Source organism: Nocardia sp. NPDC004340, assembly GCF_053602575.1.
Window position 1 is genome coordinate 594435 of sequence record NZ_JBSGDW010000003.1, and the last position, 17696, is coordinate 612130.

The following is a 17696-nucleotide window of genomic DNA, read 5'->3' on the forward strand; positions in this document are numbered from 1 at the left end:
GGTTCAGTGCGGCAGGCCGGTTCAGCCCAGCCATGCTGTTGTCAGCCCAGCATCGCCGCGCGCAGCAGACCCTCCGGCACACCCAGGCCCTCGACCAGCGTGAGCGCCTGCGGCCGTAGCCGATCCACGAGTTCGTTCACCCCGCGCCGCACCGACTTGGCCCGCTCCACCGACATGAACCGGTGCATGATGTACCAGGCCTGATGCTGCTCGATGGCCGAGTACACGAACAGATCGCAGACGGTGTCGGCCAGCGCCCGCGCCTCCGGATCCTCGATGGCGGCGATGCCGTCGATGAAGGCCTCCAGCACCAAGCGCTCGATGTGGGCCGTCCCCGCGGCCAGGATGTGATCCTGCGCGTTGTTGAAGGCCTCGAACGGCCCGGTCTCCTTCGCGCGGGCACGCAACCGGTGTCCGGCCGTCCGGACCAGGTAGTCCTCGCGGTCGGCGAACAGCTGCAACTGAATCGAGCGCCGCGACAGGTCGCCCTCGTCGACGGTGTCGTCGCCGCGGTCGCGCAGACGCTGAATCATCTGGCGCACACCGGATCGCTCGCGCACCACGTCGCGGGCCATGGTGGCGGCGAACTTCACCCAGCCGAGCGCGTCGAGATCGCGGACCTCGTCGGCGTAGGCGGTCAGCAGATCCTTGGCGACCAGCTGGGTCAAGACGACATTGTCGCCTTCGAACGTCGTGAACACGTCGGTATCGGCCTTGAGGCCGACCAGGCGGTTCTCGGTGAGATAGCCCGCGCCGCCGCAGGCTTCGCGACACTCCTGAATGGCGGCGGTGGCGAAGCGCGTCTGCGCCACCTTGAGTCCGGCGGCCCGGTTCTCCAGCGCGCGCCGAGCCTGCGGGTCGGTCTCCTGCCCGGTCTGCACCAGATGCATGCGGTACACGAGGTCGTTCTGCGCGAAAGCCAGTGCGTAGGAGCGGGCTACCAGCGGCAGCAGGCGGCGCTGATGACTGCGGTAGTCCATCAGCACCGTCTCCTCGCCGGTGTCGGGGTCGGCGAACTGCCGGCGCTGCTCGCCGTAGCGGACCGCGATGCTCAGCGCGACCCGGGCCGCGGCGGCCGCCGCGCCGCCGACGCTGACCCGCCCGCGCACCAGGGTGCCCAGGGTGGTGAAGAAGCGGCGGCTGGGGTTCTCGATCTCGGAGCTGTAGGTGCCGTCCTCGGCCACGTCGGCATACCGGTTGAGCAGGTTCTCGCGCGGAATCCGGACCTGGTCGAACAGGATTCGGCCATTGTCGACGCCGGGCAGGCCGCCCTTGTAGCCGCAGTCGGAGGTGGTCACGCCGGGCAGGTCGCCGCCCGCCTCGTCGCGGATGGGAACCAGGAAGCAGTGCACGCCCTGGCTCTGCCCGCCGGTGATCAGCTGCGCGAAAACCGCTGCCATGCGGGCGTGTTCGGCCGCGCCGCCGATGTAGTCCTTGCGCGCCGAGGGAGTCGGGCTGTGCACCACGAACTCCCGGGTGGCCGGGTCGTAGGTGGCGGTGGTCTCCAGGTTGGCGACATCGCTGCCGTGACCGGTCTCGGTCATGGCGAAACAGCCGAGCAGTCGCAGCGGGATCAGCTCGTCGAGGTACTCGCGGTGCCGCTCGGTGCCGAGGTTCTCGACCGCGCCGCCGAAAAGCCCCCACTGCACACCGCTTTTCACCCACAGCGACAGATCGGTGTAGGCGAGCATCTCGAGCGCTGTGACGACCCCGCCCGCGTCACCGGGGGTGCCGTCGGCGTGGCGGAAGCCGGATTCGACCCAGCCGAAGGAGGAGACCAGCCCCATCTGCTCCAGCACACGTGCCCGCGCAGCTTTCAGATCGAGGCTCGGATCGCCGAACAGGCGGTCGTCGTCGAGGACTGCGCGGGCCCGTTGGCGAACCTCCCGCCAGGGGCCGTCGAGTGCCGTGCGTAGCTCTTCGGAGATCGAAACGCCGCTCGTCGCGATACCCAAAACACTACTGCCACGGCTGTGCTCATCCAGGTGATCTGGATCGCCCGTGTACGTTTCTTACTGTGAGCAATGAGGTGGCCGTCGAGTCGCCGGGTCTGCCCGCGGGGCTGCGCACCCGGTGGTGGCGCCGCCTGCTCACCACCGTCTCCGATCACGTCGTCGCTGATCAGCGCGCCACCGTGGACACCGTCGTGGAGGCGCCCGCCCCGGTCCAGCCGATCGATCTCACCGACGACGCGACCGTGACCGAGGTGCTGGATCTGGCCGAGCGGGTCGGGGAAGTCGTGCTGGCCTCGGGCACGGCGGTGATGGACACCACCACCCAGATCGAGTTCATCGCCGCCACCTACGGGCTGTCCAACTGCGATATCGACGTCACCTACAACTCGATCCGTATCTCCGCCGACCGCGGCACCCGGCTGCCGCCGGCCACCACAATGCGGGTCGTGCACTACCGGTCGCTCGACTTCACCCGGCTCGCCGCGGTGGACCGGCTGACCCGGCGCATCCGCAGCGAACTGGTGCCGCCACAGGACGCGCTGTCCGCTCTCGACGAGATCACCTCCGCGCCGCACCCGTACCCGCGGTGGTCGGCGACGCTGGGCTGGGCGCTGATGGCGGCGGCCGTGGCGCTGTTGCTCAACGGCGGCTGGCTGATCGGGCTGCTGAGTTTCGTGACCACCATGCTCATCGACCGCACCAACCGGCTGCTGAACCGGCGCGGGCTGCCGTTCTTCTTCCAGCACATGATGGGCGGTGTCATCGCCGCGACGCCCGCGGTACTGGTGTCCACCTTCGCGTCCGGGTTGCATCTGGACCCGGCGCTGATCATCGCGGCCGGAATCGCGGTGCTGCTGGCCGGTTTACAACTGGTAGGCGCGGTGGAGGACGCGATCACCGGGGCGCCGGTGACCGCGTCGGCGCGCATGCTGGAAGTGATCATGATGACCGTCGGGATCATCGGCGGGATCGCGCTCACGCTGCGGGTGGCGGAGGTGTTCGAGGCGACGGTCCCGACGGTCGAGATGATCTCGACCCGCGACCTGACCAATCTGCCGCTCAAGCTGTTCGCGGGTGCGGTGACCGCCGGCGCGTTCGCGCTGGCCTGTTATGCCGAGCAGCGGGCGCTCGCGGCGGCCGCGTTCAGCGGTGGCGCGGCGACCGTGGTCTATCTGCTGGCCCAGCATTTCGGGTTCGGGCCGGTCGTCTCGTCGGGTGTGGCCGCCACCGTGGTGGGTCTGGCCGGTGGTCTGCTCGCCCGGCGCGCGCTGACGCCCCCACTGGTGGTGGCGGTCGCGGGCATCACTCCCCTGCTGCCGGGTCTGAAGGTCTATCGCGGCCTGTACGCGTTGCTCAATGACGAACTGCTGATCGGGCTGAACCAATTGTTCAGCGCGTTCGCGGTCGGTCTGGCGCTGGCCGCCGGCGTCACCCTGGGTGAATGGATGGCCCGTGACCTGCGGCGTCCGCGCATCATCCGGCGCATGGGCTCGTTGCGCCGCCCCCGGCTCGCGGCCGGTTGATTCGCGACCTCGATAAATACCTTTCATCTATCATGAAATCACGTTTCGTGTAATTCTAATTGTATTGCCAGACAAGGCTTTTAATTAATTCTGATCATGCCTGTTACCGTGCAGTATGACCACGAGCCGCCGCCCGCGCGAACGCGATGTCTTCGCGCTATGGGGACAACTCGTCGCCCGCTATCGCTTCCTCGTTCTGGCCGCGGTCGCGGCCGCCCTGCTGGCCCTCGGCGCGTACTCACTGGGGTTCGAGGGTCGCCTCAGCGCGGGTGGTCTGGACGACCCGAATTCGGAGTCGGTGCAGGCCGCGGAGCTGGCGGCGGGCGCGTTCGGGCCGAACCACGCCGCGGACATGGTCATCATCTATCACTTCCCCGACGGGACGACGGTCGACGACCCGACCGTGAATCAACCGGTGGTGGACAGTCTCAACAGCCTCACCACGCGGTTCCCCGACGCGGTGCAGGCGGTCAACGCCACCTACTGGCCCGGGGTGACCACGACCCTGGGCTCGCAGTCGGGCCTGGCCACCAAGGACAAGACGCGCGCGGTCGCCTCCATCGCCCTCAAGGGTGAGACCGGTGATGCGCTGTCGGCGCACTACGTGCAGGTGAAGAACGCGTTCGCGGTGCCGGGCATCGATGTGAAGGTCGGTGGGCTGCAACCCATCGGGACCGCGCTGACCGACACCATCTCCGCCGACACCCATCGCATGGAATTGCTGGCGATCCCGGCGGTCGCGATTCTGTTGTTCTTCATCTTCGGCGGCGTGGTCGCGGCGGCGCTGCCGCTCATGATCGGTGTGCTCACGATTCTGGGCGCGAACGGCATCGTGCGGGGGATCACCAATATCGCCGAGGTGAATTCGTTCGTCGCTCCGGTCGTTTCGATGATCGGGCTCGGCTTGGCCATCGACTACGCGTTGTTCATAGTGAGCCGCTTCCGCGAAGAGGTGGCCGCCGGGTACGACACCCCGACTGCGGTGCGGCGTTCGGTGACCACCGCGGGCCGCACGGTGGTGTTCTCGGCGACCATGATCGTTGCGAGTCTGGCCGGAATGCTGCTGTTCCCGCAGGGTTTCCTGAAGTCCATCGCCTACGGCGCGATCGCCACGGTCAGCCTGGCCGCGTTCACGGCGGTCACGATCCTGCCGGCGATGCTGGCGATCCTGGGCCCGCGGGTGAACGCCCTGGGCATCGAGCGCTTCCGGCGTGCCGACGCGGCCCGCGATGTGGAGCAGAGTTTCTGGGGCCGCTGCACCTCCTGGGTGATGCGGCATCCGCGCAAGATCACCGCGCTGCTGATCCTCGGCCTGCTGGTGCTCATCCTGCCGGTGCGCAATATCGCCTTCGGCGGTTTCAGCGAGAAGTATCTGCCGCCGGACAATGCGGTGCGGGTGGCCCAGCACGAGATCGACACCTATTTCCCGCTGCGCAAATCCGACCCGATCGAATTGATCATCGTCACCGGCGACAGCACCGAGGTGGGCCCGTTGGTCGAGCGGGCGAGCTTCGCCCCCGGTCTGCTGCCCTCTGGTTTCGAGATCCCGACCCGGTCCCAGACCGATCCGACGATCTACAAGACCCAGGCGTATCTGGTCGATTCCAGTAAGTACGACAAGACGATCGACTTCCTGCGCAATCTGGAGACCGCCGACGGCACCACCCTCATGGTGTCCGGCGTCCCCACGGTCCAGCACGACACCATCGCCGCGCTGCTGAACCGTCTCCCCCTGATGATCGCGCTGGTCCTGGCCGCGACCACGATCCTGATGTTCCTGACCTTCGGCTCCCTGGTGCTGCCGCTGAAGGCCGCGTTGATGAGCGTGCTGGGCCTGGGCTCCACCCTCGGCATCCTCACCTGGATCTTCACCGAGGGTCACGGCGCGACGCTGCTCAACTTCACGCCGCAGCCGATTCAGGCGAACATCCTGTTCCTCATCATCGCCATCATCTACGGCCTCTCCACCGACTACGAGGTCTTCCTCCTGTCGCGCATGGTCGAGGCCCGCGCCCGGGGCGCGAGCACCGAGGAGGCGATCCGCTCCGGCACCGCCCACACCGGTCGCATCATCACCGCGGCGGCGCTGATCCTGTTGGTCGTCACCGGCGCGTTCGCCTTCTCCGACCTGGTCCTCATGCAGTACATCGCCTACGGCATGATCGCGGCCCTGATCATCGACGCCACCGTCCTGCGCATGATGCTGGTCCCGGCGGTCATGAAGCTGTTGGGCGACCGCTGCTGGTGGGCCCCGGCCTGGATGAAGCGCATTCAGCAGCGCATCGGCCTGAGCGAACCCATCCTCGACGACGAGCGCGCCCCCGCCGAGCCCCCGGTGGCCGACATGGTCGGCGCGGCAGGAGGTTCGCGCCTCAGCGTCTGACGCTGACCTTTTCGGCCACACCCGACGTTCGCTAACAAACTATCCATTCGATAGACACGGTGTCAGCTAGGCTCCCGGCTGTCCCGGCCCGGTGTTGTACGCACCGGCGGGTGCCGGGGCGTCTATCGAAGGGAACACCCATGATTCGACCTCGTACGATCGGCGCGACCGTGGTACTGGCCGCCGCCTTGACCTTCGGGGTTTCGCCCGGCCTGGCGCTCGCGGTCGATCCGCCGGTCGCGACCGCCAATGTCCTGCTCGATCCGGCCGCGCGCTCGCTGAACCTGTCCGGTGTGCAGAACGCCCGCGACGCGGGCGGGTACCGGACCACAGACGGTCACAGCGTCCGCACCGGTGTGGTATTCCGCACCGCCGCACTGAGTTCGGCGACCACCGCTGACGTCGCGTCGCTGGCCGCGCACAATGTGGTCTCGGTGCACGATCTGCGCACCGGCTACGAGCAGTTGCTCGCGGGCTCGGACAAGATCCCCGCCGGAGCGGCCGAGCACCATGACGACGTCCTGGGCGGGCTCTCGCCGATATCGGGGCTGAGCACGGCGTCGTCGGCGGCGAACGCGTATCCGCAGTTCATCACCGCTCCGGGCGCGAACGCCGGCTTCGCCGACGTGATCCGCGACATCGCCTACAACAACGGCGGAGTCCTGTTCCACTGCACGGCGGGCAAGGACCGCACCGGCTGGGCGGGCGCGGTGCTGCTGACCCTGCTGGGGGTCGACAAGGACACCGTGTACTACGACTTCATGCTGTCCAGCTACTACCGCGACGCCGCCCCCGGCGACGTGAACAACGGCGTGACCACCGCCGAGCTCGACTCGGCCTTCGCCCAGGCGAACAAGTCCTACGGCAGCTTCGCCAACTACGTGAGCAACGGCCTCGGGCTGACCGCGGCCGATATCGCCGCGCTCAAGGCCAAGATGCTGGCCTGACCGCGGCGACCGACCAGTGGCCCGTAACCGGATCGGTTGCGGGCCACCATGGTTCCTGACGCCAGGGTCAGCGCGCCACGAGGCCGATGCCGCGGCCGATATCGGCCAGGGTGGAGTCGAAGAGCACGTCGGGGTGCGAGATCTGGATCGGGTAGTTGCCGAAGACCTCGAGGGTGACGTGGCCGTAGAGGCGCGCCCAGAACTGGATCATGACGTAGCTGACGCCCAGGTCGAGTTTCTCGGCGGGGAACTTCTGGCCCGAATCCGCCAGCACGCGAAGCAGTTCCGTCTGGAAGGTGATCAGGTCGTCGCGCAGTTCCGGCGGGATCAGCTCGGTGGGGGTGGTCACGACCTGGTAGTCGGTGAGCAGGCGGCCCGCGGCCCCGAGGAAGATGCGGCCGACCGGTTCGCCGAATTGCTGCATGGCGCTGGTGATTCCGGCGGTGACCGGGGAGGCGAAGACCAGGGTGAATTCGCGCGAGTGGGTCAGCGCCCAGCGGCGGAAGCCGCGGCAGATGGCGAAGAAGCGGACCCCGGCGTCGTCGGGGAGACCCTCGACCGACGCCTCGAGATCCTTGGCCAGGTCGAGGCAGACATCGGTGCGGACGGCCGCGACCAGGTCGTCGCGCGATTCGTAATAGCGGTACAGCGCGGGGGCGGTGATGCCCAGTTCACGGGCGATGGCCCGGAGCGTGATCGCGTCCGGGCCGTGGTCGACCAGTAGTGACCGCGCGACGCGGCGGATATCGGCGTCGCTGACCGCCGGCGCTCGTCCGCGTCGGCGAGGTTCACTCATGGTTGACTCCAATGTAGAAACGAGCAGGGCCCCGGATGGGGTATCAAAAGTTACCGCGTCCGGGGCCCGATCGCTCACTCGTAGGCGACTTCCCAGCTCTTGATGCCGTTCAGCCAGCTGGAGCGCAGGCGAACCGGCTCCGAGACCTGACGCAGGTTCGGCATCACGTCGGCGATCGCGTTGAAGATCAGATCCAGCTGCAGGCGGGCCAGGTTGGCGCCCACGCAGTAGTGGGTGCCGGTGCCGCCGAAGCCGACGTGCGGGTTCGGGTTGCGCAGCACGTTGAACTGCTTCGGGTTCTCGAAGTGCTTCTCATCGAAGTTGGCCGCGCTGTAGAACATTCCGATGCGCTGCCCCTTCTTGATCGAGGCGCCGGACAGCTCGAGGTCCTCGGTCGCGGTGCGCTGGAAGGCGATGACCGGGGTGGCCCAGCGGACGATCTCGTCGGGAGCGGTGCGCGGACGCTGCTCCTTGTAGATCTCCCACTGATCCGGGTTGTCCACGAACGCCTTCATGCCGTGCGTGGTGGCATTGCGGGTGGTCTCGTTGCCGGCCACCGACAGCAGGATCATGAACCAGGCGAACTCGTCCGAGGCCATGGACTCGCCCTCGAGGTCCGCCTGCAGCAGGGTGGAGGCGATGTCGTCCATCGGGCAGGCGCGCTTCTGCTCGGCGAGGTTGTAGGTGTAGCCCATGACCTCGGCGGTGGCGACCTTGTGGTCACCGTCGAACTCGGGGTCCTCGTAGCCGATCATCTGGTTGGACCAGTCGAAGATCTTGCGGCGGTCTTCCTGCGGGATGCCGATGAGCTCGGCGATGGCCTGCAGCGGCAGCTCGCAGGCGACCTGCTCGACGAAGTTGCCAGAACCGTTCTTCTTGGCCTCGTGCACGATTCGCTCGGCGCGCTCGCGCAGGGCGTTGCGCAGCGACTCGACCGCGCGCGGGGTGAAGCCCTTGGAGATGATGCGGCGCAGCTTGGTGTGCTTGGGCGGGTCCATGTTCAGCAGCAGGTAGCGCTGCACCTCGATCTCTTCGCGGGCGATGTCGCCGTAGAAGCGGATGACCGAGGTGTTCTCCTCGGAGGAGAACTGCTCGGGGTTCTTGGAGATCTCCTTGATGTCATCCATCTGGGAGATCGCCCAGTAGCCGCCGTCGTCGAAGCCGGTCAGGCCATCGGCCTGCGGCACCCAGAACGGAGCGGCTTGCTTGCGAAGAGCTGCGAACTCCTCGACCGGCAGGCGCTCGGCCAGCAGGTCGGGGTTGGTGAAGTCGAAACCGTTGGGAATGGACGGCGCGGACACGGAACCTCCTTTGGAACACGTTCGACGTCGAGTGAACCACACCACAGGCCGGTTTGTGAACACGTATTACTAAATAGCGTTCATTTGATCTGTCACCAGTTCGGCCCGATGCCGTAGACCTGGCGATATTCCCGGTCGAACGTGCGACGACCGAGCAGCCGCCACGCCAGGCGCGCGGCCCTCGGGAGCTCCGCGAGAACCTTGCGCCGATCGGGCGCGGAGGCGGCGTGCAGGAGGAAGCCGAGGAAGACCAGCTGGCGATCCTTGGGCATGTGCGCGCGGCCGCGTTCGCCGAGCGCCCGCCACTCCGGCACGGTCATGACCTGCTCGACGACCGACAGGATGTGAGTCTCCTCCTCGGCGAGGTGCTCGTCCAACGCGGCCGCGAGGGCGGCGGCGGTGGCGGCGAACCGGTCTCGCGCGGCGGGGTCGGCGGCGGTGGCGAACTCGGCGGCGTCGCGCTGCGCGCGGGCCGAGAGTTCGGCGATGCGTTCGTGCTGCTCCTCGAGGCGCAGGACGAGGTTGGCGGCCATGGGGGCGCGTTCGAGCAGCAGCGGCCACATCAGTTCGTCCTCGCCGGTGTGATGGCTGTGCAGCCCGGTGCCCAGCTCGGCGAGGAAGTCGGCGAGGACGCGGGCGCGCTCGACATCGCCCGGGGCGACGGCCGCCGCCAGGGCGGGCAGGGCGCGGAAGTGGCGGCGAAAGGCGTTGTGCACGACCACCATGTCGTAGGTGTCGGGCCGGGCCTGCGCGATGTCGGTGCTCATGGCTGCTCCTGTCGAAGTCGGTGATTGCGACGAGAGTGCTTCGGCGCGCTTGGAATCGACTCGAGGCGGACTTGGGGGCGGCCGTCCTAGACTTACGCGATCATGGTTCGGATTCGGGTACTCGGCGCACTGACCGCGACCGGCGAGCGCGGGGAACTCGATCTCGGCGGGCCGCGGCAACGCGGGGTGCTGGCACGACTGCTGGTCGCCGGGGGCGATGTGGTGCCGGTCGATCGGTTGATCGATGACCTGTGGCGCGGCGAGCCGCCGCCCCGGGCGCTGGGTTCGCTCCAGGCTTACGTCTCCAATCTGCGGCGGCTGCTGGAACCGGATCGCGCGCCACGGACACCGGCGACGGTGCTGATCAGCCGAGCTCCCGGATACGCGCTGCGACTCGACACCACCGAGGTGGACGCGTGGGCGTTCGGCGCCGACCTGGACGCGGCGGCACGACTGGACGATCCGCGCGAACGGCGGCGCGCGCTCGAGCGGGCGCTGGCCGCGTGGCAGGGACCGGCGTACGGGGCGTTCGCGCAGGAGTCCTGGGCGAACGCGGAGGCCGTGCGACTCGAGGAGCTGCGGCTCAGCGCGCGCGAACAGCTCGCGGTGGCGCTGCTCGAACAGGACGAGCCGGCGTTGGCGGCGGCCGAGGCCGAGGTGCTGTGCCGGGAGCATCCGTTGCGGGAGGAGGCGTGGCGGCTCACCGCGCTGGCCCGGTATCGCGCGGGCCGTCAGGCCGACGCGCTCGCGGCGCTGCGGCAGGCGCGCGAGGTGCTCGCCGAGGAGTTGGGCATCGATCCGGGACCGGCCCTGGCCCGGCTCGAAGCCGACATCCTGGCCCAGCGAATCCCGGTGCAGGAGCAGGTGATCGCCGTTCCCGCGCCGCCGCGCGATCCGGTTCCGGGTCGGGCGGTCCCCGAGTTCCTCGGGCGTGCAACCGAACTCGCGTCCCTGCATGCGGCGGCCGCAGCCCCCGGTCCGCGGACGGCGACCGTGGTGGGTGAGGCGGGCAGTGGCAAGTCCTCGCTGCTGCGCCGACTGCGCGACGACCTGCGGGACTCGGGTTATCGCGTGGTGCTGGGTCATTGCCCCGAGGACGAGGCCGCGCCCTCGGCGTGGCCCTGGGTCGAGATCCTGCGCGCCCTGGCCGCCGAGCACGACCCCGCCGGGCTCGCGCCCGCACTCGCTCCCCTGCTCACCGACGCCGCGGGCGCACCCGAGACCGACCGCGCGCACGGCCGGTTCCTGCTGCACCGGGCGGTGTGCGACTACCTGACCGCCGTCGCGGCCGAGGGACCGCTGGCGATTCTCTTCGACGACGTGCATCGCTGTGATGCCGAGACCGCGGCCCTGCTCGCCGCCGCGGCCACCCGGGCGCCGGTGTTCGTCGTGATCGGCTTCCGGCCCGACGAGGCGCCGCCCGCGCTGACCCAAGCCCTGGCCGGTCTCGCGACCACGATCCGGGCGCGAATCCAGTTGCGCGGTCTGGGCCTCGAGGACAGCGCCCGGCTCGTCACCGCGCTGACCGGGAGCGCCCCGGCGGACTCGGTGCTGGCGACCCTGCACGAACGCACCGGCGGCAACCCCTTCTACCTCACCGAGACCGCGCGGCTGCTGCGCAGCGAGGGCGAGCTGGTCGCCGCGTCGGAGGTTCCCGAGGGCGTGCGAGATGTGCTGCGCCGCAGACTGTCCCGATTGCCGGAGACCGATGTGGCGTTGCTGCGCCTGGCGGCGGTGATCGGCCGGGAGTTCGATCTCTCGGTGTTGCTGCGGGCCGCGGAGGTGGGTGAGGAGGACGTGCTCAACGCGGTCGAGGCGGGCAGCGTGGCGGGTCTGCTCGACGAACCCGCCAGCGGCCGTGCCCGTTTCACCCACGTCCTGGTCCGCGACACCCTGCTCGGGGATCTGTCGCGGGTGCGCCGCGATCGCTGGCATCGCCGGATCGGGGCCGCGCTCGAGGAGATCGCTCCGGACGATCTGACCGCTCTTGCGCATCATTTCGGCGAATCGGTGACCCCGGAGACGGCGCGGCGGGCTGCCCGCTACGCGGTGGCGGCGGCCGACCGCGCCGAGCGGCGATTCGCCTACGACGTCGCCGCGACCGGTTACGAACGCGCGGTGGCCGCGCTGGAGCGACTCCCCCGCGACGAGACGGTCGACGAACGAGTCGCGTTGCTGGGCAGGGCCGGTCACGATCACCTCTCCGCCGGGTCCGCTCTGGCCGCACGCGCCGCCCGTGACCGCGCGGTGCGGCTGGCCGAGGACGCCGATCGGCCGGACCTGGTGGTGCGGGCCTTCACCGCCTGGGATGCACCGACCCCGTGGATGAACCGTCAATACGGCGTTGTCGAGCACCCGATCGTCGCCCGGTTGGAGAACGCGCTGCGCTTGCCCGGCCTGTCCCCGGCGGATCGCTGCCGATTGCTGGTGGCGCTGGTCGACGAGATCGGCGGCGAGGCAGGCGAACAGGCGAGCCCGGCGGCGGCCGAGGCCGAGGCGATCGCCCGTGAACTGGGCGACGACACCCTGCTCGCACCGGTGCTACAGGCCCGGGCTTCGTTGTACGACAAGCCGGATCGCGGCGCGCTGGGCGCCGAGCTGATCGAGATCGGGCGGCGTACAGGCGATCACACGTATCAGCTGCTGGGCCACACCATCGCGCTGCAAGCTGCCGCCTCCGCCGGGGACCTGGCCGCGGCCCGCGAGCATCTCGAGGCGACCACGGTGACGGCCGACCGCTACCAGTGGCGGCAGGCTCAGCTGGCCAACGCGATGGCGCGCGGGCTGCTGGCGCTGGCCGCCGGTGACCCCGACGACGCCGAGCGCCATTACCTGCGCGCCGGTGAATTGCTCGCCGGCGCGGGCATTCTCAATGCGGACGGCATCGTGCTGATGGCCATTTTCACGGTCTATCTGGGCCGCGAGCGGCTGGGCGAGCTGGCGCCGGTGATCACGACGTTCGTCGAGCAGGCCGACGCGGTGTCGTTGGACGCCGTCGTCGACTTCCATGCGCTCGTCCTGCTCGCCGCCGGTGATCGCGCGGCGGCCGAATCGCTGTGGCGCCGAGCGCAACCGATCCGCCACGACCGGTTCCGCTCGTTCTTCCTCACCCTGCGCGGCATGGTGGTCGCGGAATTGGGCACGCCACAGGAGGCGCACGAGACCTACACCGACCTGCTGGTCTACCGGGGTCGACTGGGTGGCGCGGACACCGGCGCGTATGTCGTCGGTCCCGTCGACGCCGTGCTCGGCGATCTGGCGGCCCGCCGTGGCGAAGCCGCCCTGGCCGCCGAGCACCACCGCGCCGCCCTCGATATCGGCCGGGCGTGCGGAAACCCCACCTGGGTGACCGCCGCCAGGGCGCGCCTCCGCCACTGACCGGTCACTGGTCGTCTACTAGTGGGTGGCTCGATCGTTGTTCCCGACCGTCCCACCGACCCGAGGAGCCCGCCGTGCCCGACCTCCACCGCACCGCCACCGAGCTGTTCCTGAAGACCTCGACCACCCTGCACCGCCGCCTGATCGACGTCACCGCCGGCAAACTCGGCACCCGCTTCAAGAACATGCCCACCCTCACCCTCACCACCACCGGCCGTCGCACCGGCCGATCCCGCACCGTCGTCCTGACCGTCCCGATCGTCGACGGCCCCCGCTACCTGATCGTCGCCTCCCGAGGCGGCGACGAAATCTCCCCCGCCTGGTTCCACAACCTGTCTGCCAACCCCTCGGTGGACGTGTCCTTCCAGCACGGCCCGTCCCAGCCCATGACCGCCCGAGTCCTCCCCGCCGCCGAACGCGAAGCCCGCTGGCCCCAAATCCTCCAGGCCTACCCCGGCTACGAGACCTACCAGAACCGCACCACCCGAGTGATCCCCGTCGTCGAACTGTCCCCGCGCACCGGCCACTGAACCGCGTTCAACGGCACAGTGATTCGCTGAACATGACGCTCGGCGATCTGCGAACGAGGTCATCGGCGGGTCGGGAAGCCGTGGTGGCGGGCAGCGGCCGTGATGGTCAGGGCGAGGGCCAGCAACGCCAGGGCCGACCAGGGCAGAGAGCCCGGGCCGGTGTGGTCGAGCAAGACGCCGCCGGCAAACGCTGCGGCGGCGATGCCGAGGTTCCAGCAGGTGACCAAGAGGGACTGAGCAAGATCGGCGGCCGTGCCCGCGGCGTCGGCGACGGCGGTCTGCAGCAGGGTGGCGGCGAGTCCTTCGGCGGTCAGCTGACGCGGGCGGTGACGGCACGGTACGGGGAGCAGGTGCTCGGCGCTGCTGGTGCCGGTGGTGCGCTGGGGCGACGACCGGACTCTGCCCGGGGAATCGGTGCTGGAACGCGACGAGGAACTGCTCGACCGCCTCCCGGCCGCCGACCGCGAGCTCTTCGGCTGCGTCATGGCCCACCTGGACAAGCCCGGGTGGGAGCTGTTCGAGCGATACGTGCTGCCCGGCTGGCGGGCCCACGACAAGGCCCTGCTCGACCACTACCCCCGGATGGCCGCGACGGTGCTCGATGCCGCCGGGCACAACCCACAGGTGGAGCGCGCCGAGACGGTACGGGCCCTGGTCGGGCACTGGCTCGACGGAATCACGCGCCCCTGCTGAACATTTCGGCGATCGCGTACCGACACCTAGCGTCCCTCGGTCGAATCAACGGTCACGATCGCTCAACGGCACAGGGATTCGATGAACGCCGAGAAGCCGGGGAACTCGTCGCGGGCATCGGCCACGATCTGTGCGGTCGGACGGCCTGCCCCCGGCGCGTGACGCTCGGCGATGGCACGGAACTCGTCGTTCGGCTCGGTGTCGATACTCGGGTAGAGGTACGCCTCCGCCGGCCCCGAGCCGTTGGCGAAGATCCAGAGCAGATCGCCGAGATTCCGTGCGATCACACCCGTTTCACCCTCGGAGCCGACGTAGACGACGGGCTGGTCGGCGAGCGGCGCATCCGGCCGGATCAGCCAGCAGCCGGCGTAGTCTCCGGCGCCGGTGGAACCGAAGAACCGGAATTCGCCACCGTCGACCTCGTCGTTGCCCGTCCAGAGCCGGAACCACCACGCCGTACGGTCGGGCGCTTCGAATTGCTCATACGGTTCGAAGTCGCAGCCGGTGGTTTCGTCGGTCTCCTCGTCCCAGTTCCACTCGAATCCGATGGCGAAAACCTCCGCCAGGGCAGGGGGCAGGGTCAGGTCTGCGATATCGGGCACTGCGACAGCATATTTCGCGGCGCGAGGGTCCTTCATTCCGAACCGTCGAGCGCACCTCCGATCACGCCGGCTGTGAAGGCATCCCACTCCCCGGCGCTGAACACGAGGGCCGGGCCGGTCGGGTTCTTGGAGTCACGGACTCCGACCCGACCTGCGGCAAAGAACGCGACCTCCACGCACTGGGATCCGGTTTCGCTGTAACTGCTCTTGAACCAGCGGCCCTCGGTCGAATCAACGGTCACGATCGAACTCCCTTGCTACCTGGCGGATCAGATCTCTGGTTCGTACTTCATCCAGGGTTTCGGCCCGGATGGCCTGGGTCAACTCGACGTAGCGTTCGACGTCCTCGCGCCTCTCGACGTACAAGTCACTGGTCAGCCGGCCCTCGACGTAGACGATCGGCGGCTCGATCTGGGTGTTCCTTGCGTCGACACCGAAATCCAGCAGCACGAACGGACCGTGTTGGAAACCCCACATGTACCCGGACGTGTACGGCTGAACCCGCACGGTCACATTCGGCCGGGTGCTCGCGTCGGCGAGATGCTGTAGCTGCGCAGCCATGACACGCTTGCCGCCGACTACGCGACGCAGCGCCGCTTCGTGCAGCAGCACTTCGACAGTGAGCGGATTGGCCTTGCGGGTCACGATGATCTGACGTTTCGACCGAATCTCCACACGTCGCTGGATGTCTTCCTCGTTCTCGAAGCCAGGGAAGGAACGGAAGACCGCGCGCGCATAGTCGGCGGTTTGCAGGAGCCCGGGTATCTGCTCCTGGTAGGTGATCAGGCGTCGGGCGGATCGTTCCATGCCGACATACATGTTGAACGCGTCGCTGAAAAGCCCACCGAGGGAGAAGATCCCACCCTCGTCCTTGGCGGTGGCCGCACGGAAGGCCAGACCAACCGCCCGCTCGGTGTCGTTGGCGTCCACCTCGTAGAGCATGCACAGCTCTCGCACATCCTGCCGTCGCGGCTTGACCGTGCGCCCCGTCTCCAATCGCTGTAATGCGTTGAAGCTGAGCTGAACCTGGACTGCCGCCTGCTCGAGGGTCAAGCCCGTGGCCTGACGGCGTTCACGCAGGAATCTGCCCAGTTGCCGCCGCAAGAGGGTCGGCGATACGTCCTCCACCATGGCTGCTCCCCTGAAAAGTGAATACAGCTGACAACGGAATCCGAATGTTGATACACGGCCGATCTGGTTCTTGCCGTGGGGTTTCAGACTAGCTGATCTGAATATTCAGATTCTCCGCTTTCAGAATCGCCCCCGGTGGTGTCCTGGTCACAGCGACGACACGGAGGCAGGTGACTATGTCCAGCGACAACCAGTGGTCGGTGCAGGCGATCATCGACCGCATCGAACGCGAGAAGCGGCAGACCGTAGTGGGCGACCGAGCGACCGAGGAGCCCGCGGTGGCCGGGTATTCGGTGCGTGGATTGTGGTCGTGCTACTCCGATCCCGGCAAACTGACTGCCGCACAGGCACATACGATGATGCAACTACACCTCGGGTGCGGGGTTGACACCTGTCTGGTGCGATCGCGTGCACGAGACTTCTGCGGACCTATTCCATCAAGGCAAGGCATGCCTTACTTGACCCAAACCCTCTCCACGCCAGCAGATCTCAAGATCACCCGCCGCATCGGCCATGGCAGGGCCTACCGCTGCGGCGAGTGATGTTGAAGCCCGCCGCGGCATCGGGGTAGCGGGCTGGTCGCGGCGCCGAGGGCTACCTGCGACCCGCCATCGAGATGCCCTGCTACCCGCCGTGGGGGTGTGACCCCGTTGCCGAATGGGGCACCAGGGTGGTGGCGAAATCTTAAGGACTGCGACAGATGCCCCAGGTCAGTCGACTATCCCCGTTCGGGTGACGCGATCTGAAGCTTCGCCAAGTGCGATAGGCGTTCTCTGGGCAGCACCGCCACTGCTTTACCTCGATCTTGAGGTCGCACTACGCTTTACGCGCAGTTAAGTCATTCGAGCCAGGACCATCCAGTAGGCTGACTCGGTGTCCCTGACCGGAATTGCTAGTGCACGACAGAAGTTAAAGCGCGCACTCCACCACATCGATGACCTGGACAGTGCGATCGCTTCGTATCAAGAAGACGGCGCGTGCACCTACAAGATGGTGGTCGTCAAGGAGAGCACATCCACGGATCGGGACGTCAAGTGCCACGCCATCGTGACTGACGTCAAAGAGGTTCCAGAGGAGTGGCCACTCATCGCTGGCGACGCGCTGACGAATCTGCGTGCAGCACTCGATCATTCGGTCTACGGTCTGATCCGGCAGTTCCCAACCGCAAAGACACAGCCGGTCGATAGAAAGACCAAACTCCCAAAGCAAGTCGACCCGATCCCGGGCTATCCGCAAGCCACCGCGGTGATGGTGGCTGCGCAGCCATACGAGAGTGCCGATCCTCACATGCATGAACTCGGGATCCTGTTCGAACTCGTCAACGAGGACAAGCATCGAAAGATCCTGATCGCCAATGGATGCAAGCTTGATCTCGCTCTTCGCTTCGCTGGCGACTTTGAGATCCAGGAACAGCCGATCCCATCGCTATACAACTCAGAGCTGTCAGTCGGGTCAGTTATCGGGATCTACACCCTTCATCCCACTACGCCTGATGCAACGAGGGCGAAGATTGATTACGTCACCAAGCCGGTCTTTACGTCAGTTATCGATATTCCGGGCACAGAGAATCCCGAAAACCCGGGCACACCGAATCACGACGACGTCGTGCAGGTGCTCCGCCGCCTTCACACGTTTGTCAGCAAGCTGATAGATGATCTCGACGCTGCCGGGCTCCCATAGCACCTAGGCT

At 67.8% G+C, this 17696-nt stretch carries 16 protein-coding genes; 8 read left to right on the forward strand and 8 right to left on the reverse strand.

Annotated features, from left to right (window positions below; translation table 11 throughout):
• Window positions 1–41 precede the first annotated feature (41 nt).
• Complete coding sequence (locus ACWEOI_RS14860; RefSeq protein WP_452359912.1) at window positions 42–1955, reverse strand: acyl-CoA dehydrogenase family protein; 1914 nt, start codon at window positions 1953–1955, stop codon at window positions 42–44.
• 107 nt (window positions 1956–2062) lie between these two features.
• Between ACWEOI_RS14860 and ACWEOI_RS14865 the strand changes: the two genes are divergently transcribed.
• From ACWEOI_RS14865 to ACWEOI_RS14875, 3 genes are all read left to right on the forward strand, one after another.
• A complete protein-coding gene (locus tag ACWEOI_RS14865; protein WP_433673391.1) occupies window positions 2063–3478 on the forward strand; it encodes a threonine/serine exporter family protein in 1416 nt (471 codons plus the stop codon).
• Window positions 3479–3593: 115 nt separating this feature from the next.
• Window positions 3594–5861 carry an MMPL family transporter gene (locus ACWEOI_RS14870; RefSeq protein ID WP_433666215.1) on the forward strand — a complete coding sequence of 756 codons (2268 nt, stop codon included), beginning with the start codon at window positions 3594–3596 and terminating at the stop codon, window positions 5859–5861.
• Window positions 5862–6001: 140 nt separating this feature from the next.
• Window positions 6002–6808 carry a tyrosine-protein phosphatase gene (locus tag ACWEOI_RS14875; protein WP_433666216.1) on the forward strand — a complete coding sequence of 269 codons (807 nt, stop codon included), beginning with the start codon at window positions 6002–6004 and terminating at the stop codon, window positions 6806–6808.
• A 67-nt stretch (window positions 6809–6875) separates the two neighbouring features.
• Here the strand turns inward: ACWEOI_RS14875 and ACWEOI_RS14880 are convergent, their stop codons facing one another.
• The 3 genes from ACWEOI_RS14880 to ACWEOI_RS14890 all read right to left on the reverse strand — a co-directional run bounded on the left by ACWEOI_RS14880 (window position 6876) and on the right by ACWEOI_RS14890 (window position 9672).
• A complete protein-coding gene (locus ACWEOI_RS14880) occupies window positions 6876–7604 on the reverse strand; it encodes a WHG domain-containing protein (RefSeq protein WP_433666217.1) in 729 nt (242 codons plus the stop codon).
• Between the two features lie 74 nt (window positions 7605–7678).
• Complete coding sequence (locus tag ACWEOI_RS14885) at window positions 7679–8905, reverse strand: cytochrome P450 (protein ID WP_433666218.1); 1227 nt, start codon at window positions 8903–8905, stop codon at window positions 7679–7681.
• 92 nt (window positions 8906–8997) lie between these two features.
• Window positions 8998–9672 carry a hemerythrin domain-containing protein gene (locus ACWEOI_RS14890; RefSeq protein ID WP_452359913.1) on the reverse strand — a complete coding sequence of 225 codons (675 nt, stop codon included), beginning with the start codon at window positions 9670–9672 and terminating at the stop codon, window positions 8998–9000.
• Window positions 9673–9774: 102 nt separating this feature from the next.
• Between ACWEOI_RS14890 and ACWEOI_RS14895 the strand changes: the two genes are divergently transcribed.
• Together ACWEOI_RS14895 and ACWEOI_RS14900 are read left to right on the forward strand one after the other, a co-directional pair.
• Window positions 9775–13050 carry a BTAD domain-containing putative transcriptional regulator gene (locus tag ACWEOI_RS14895; RefSeq protein ID WP_452359914.1) on the forward strand — a complete coding sequence of 1092 codons (3276 nt, stop codon included), beginning with the start codon at window positions 9775–9777 and terminating at the stop codon, window positions 13048–13050.
• 74 nt (window positions 13051–13124) lie between these two features.
• Entirely contained in the window at window positions 13125–13580 is a 456-nt protein-coding gene (locus ACWEOI_RS14900; protein WP_433666221.1) for a nitroreductase/quinone reductase family protein, read from the forward strand.
• Between the two features lie 59 nt (window positions 13581–13639).
• On the opposite strand, the gene ACWEOI_RS14905 is transcribed toward ACWEOI_RS14900, so the two are convergent.
• Window positions 13640–13807, reverse strand: a complete 168-nt coding sequence (locus ACWEOI_RS14905; protein ID WP_452359915.1) for a hypothetical protein — start codon at window positions 13805–13807, stop codon at window positions 13640–13642.
• A gap of 139 nt (window positions 13808–13946) precedes the next feature.
• Between ACWEOI_RS14905 and ACWEOI_RS14910 the strand changes: the two genes are divergently transcribed.
• Window positions 13947–14273 (forward strand): hypothetical protein, encoded by a 327-nt coding sequence (locus ACWEOI_RS14910; RefSeq protein WP_452359916.1) that lies wholly within the window; start codon window positions 13947–13949, stop codon window positions 14271–14273.
• Between the two features lie 62 nt (window positions 14274–14335).
• On the opposite strand, the gene ACWEOI_RS14915 is transcribed toward ACWEOI_RS14910, so the two are convergent.
• The 3 genes from ACWEOI_RS14915 to ACWEOI_RS14925 are packed head-to-tail and all read right to left on the reverse strand — an operon-like array spanning window position 14336 to window position 16006.
• On the reverse strand, window positions 14336–14875 hold the full coding sequence (locus tag ACWEOI_RS14915; protein ID WP_452359917.1) for a hypothetical protein: 540 nt from the start codon (window positions 14873–14875) through the stop codon (window positions 14336–14338).
• 32 nt (window positions 14876–14907) lie between these two features.
• A complete protein-coding gene (locus ACWEOI_RS14920) occupies window positions 14908–15117 on the reverse strand; it encodes a DUF397 domain-containing protein (protein WP_433666225.1) in 210 nt (69 codons plus the stop codon).
• Complete coding sequence (locus tag ACWEOI_RS14925; RefSeq protein ID WP_433666226.1) at window positions 15107–16006, reverse strand: Scr1 family TA system antitoxin-like transcriptional regulator; 900 nt, start codon at window positions 16004–16006, stop codon at window positions 15107–15109. Before ACWEOI_RS14925 ends, ACWEOI_RS14920 begins: the two co-directional genes overlap by 11 nt.
• A 176-nt stretch (window positions 16007–16182) precedes the next feature.
• Between ACWEOI_RS14925 and ACWEOI_RS14930 the strand changes: the two genes are divergently transcribed.
• Together ACWEOI_RS14930 and ACWEOI_RS14935 are read left to right on the forward strand one after the other, a co-directional pair.
• On the forward strand, window positions 16183–16548 hold the full coding sequence (locus ACWEOI_RS14930) for a hypothetical protein (RefSeq protein WP_452359918.1): 366 nt from the start codon (window positions 16183–16185) through the stop codon (window positions 16546–16548).
• Between the two features lie 331 nt (window positions 16549–16879).
• The gene (locus ACWEOI_RS14935; RefSeq protein WP_452359919.1) at window positions 16880–17686 is read left to right on the forward strand and encodes a hypothetical protein; all 807 of its coding nucleotides are present in this window, start codon (window positions 16880–16882) and stop codon (window positions 17684–17686) included.
• Window positions 17687–17696 lie beyond the last annotated feature (10 nt).

Bases quoted from the DNA above. Each gene is read 5' to 3' on its own strand.
- ACWEOI_RS14880 (WP_433666217.1), bottom strand. From the start codon at position 7,604: ATGAGTGAACCTCGCCGACGCGGACGAGCGCCGGCGGTCAGCGACGCC.
- ACWEOI_RS14870 (WP_433666215.1), top strand. From the start codon at position 3,594: ATGACCACGAGCCGCCGCCCGCGCGAACGCGATGTCTTCGCGCTATGG.
- ACWEOI_RS14930 (WP_452359918.1), top strand. From the start codon at position 16,183: ATGTCCAGCGACAACCAGTGGTCGGTGCAGGCGATCATCGACCGCATC.
- ACWEOI_RS14895 (WP_452359914.1), top strand. From the start codon at position 9,775: ATGGTTCGGATTCGGGTACTCGGCGCACTGACCGCGACCGGCGAGCGC.
- ACWEOI_RS14875 (WP_433666216.1), top strand. From the start codon at position 6,002: ATGATTCGACCTCGTACGATCGGCGCGACCGTGGTACTGGCCGCCGCC.
- ACWEOI_RS14890 (WP_452359913.1), bottom strand. From the start codon at position 9,672: ATGAGCACCGACATCGCGCAGGCCCGGCCCGACACCTACGACATGGTG.
- ACWEOI_RS14925 (WP_433666226.1), bottom strand. From the start codon at position 16,006: ATGGTGGAGGACGTATCGCCGACCCTCTTGCGGCGGCAACTGGGCAGA.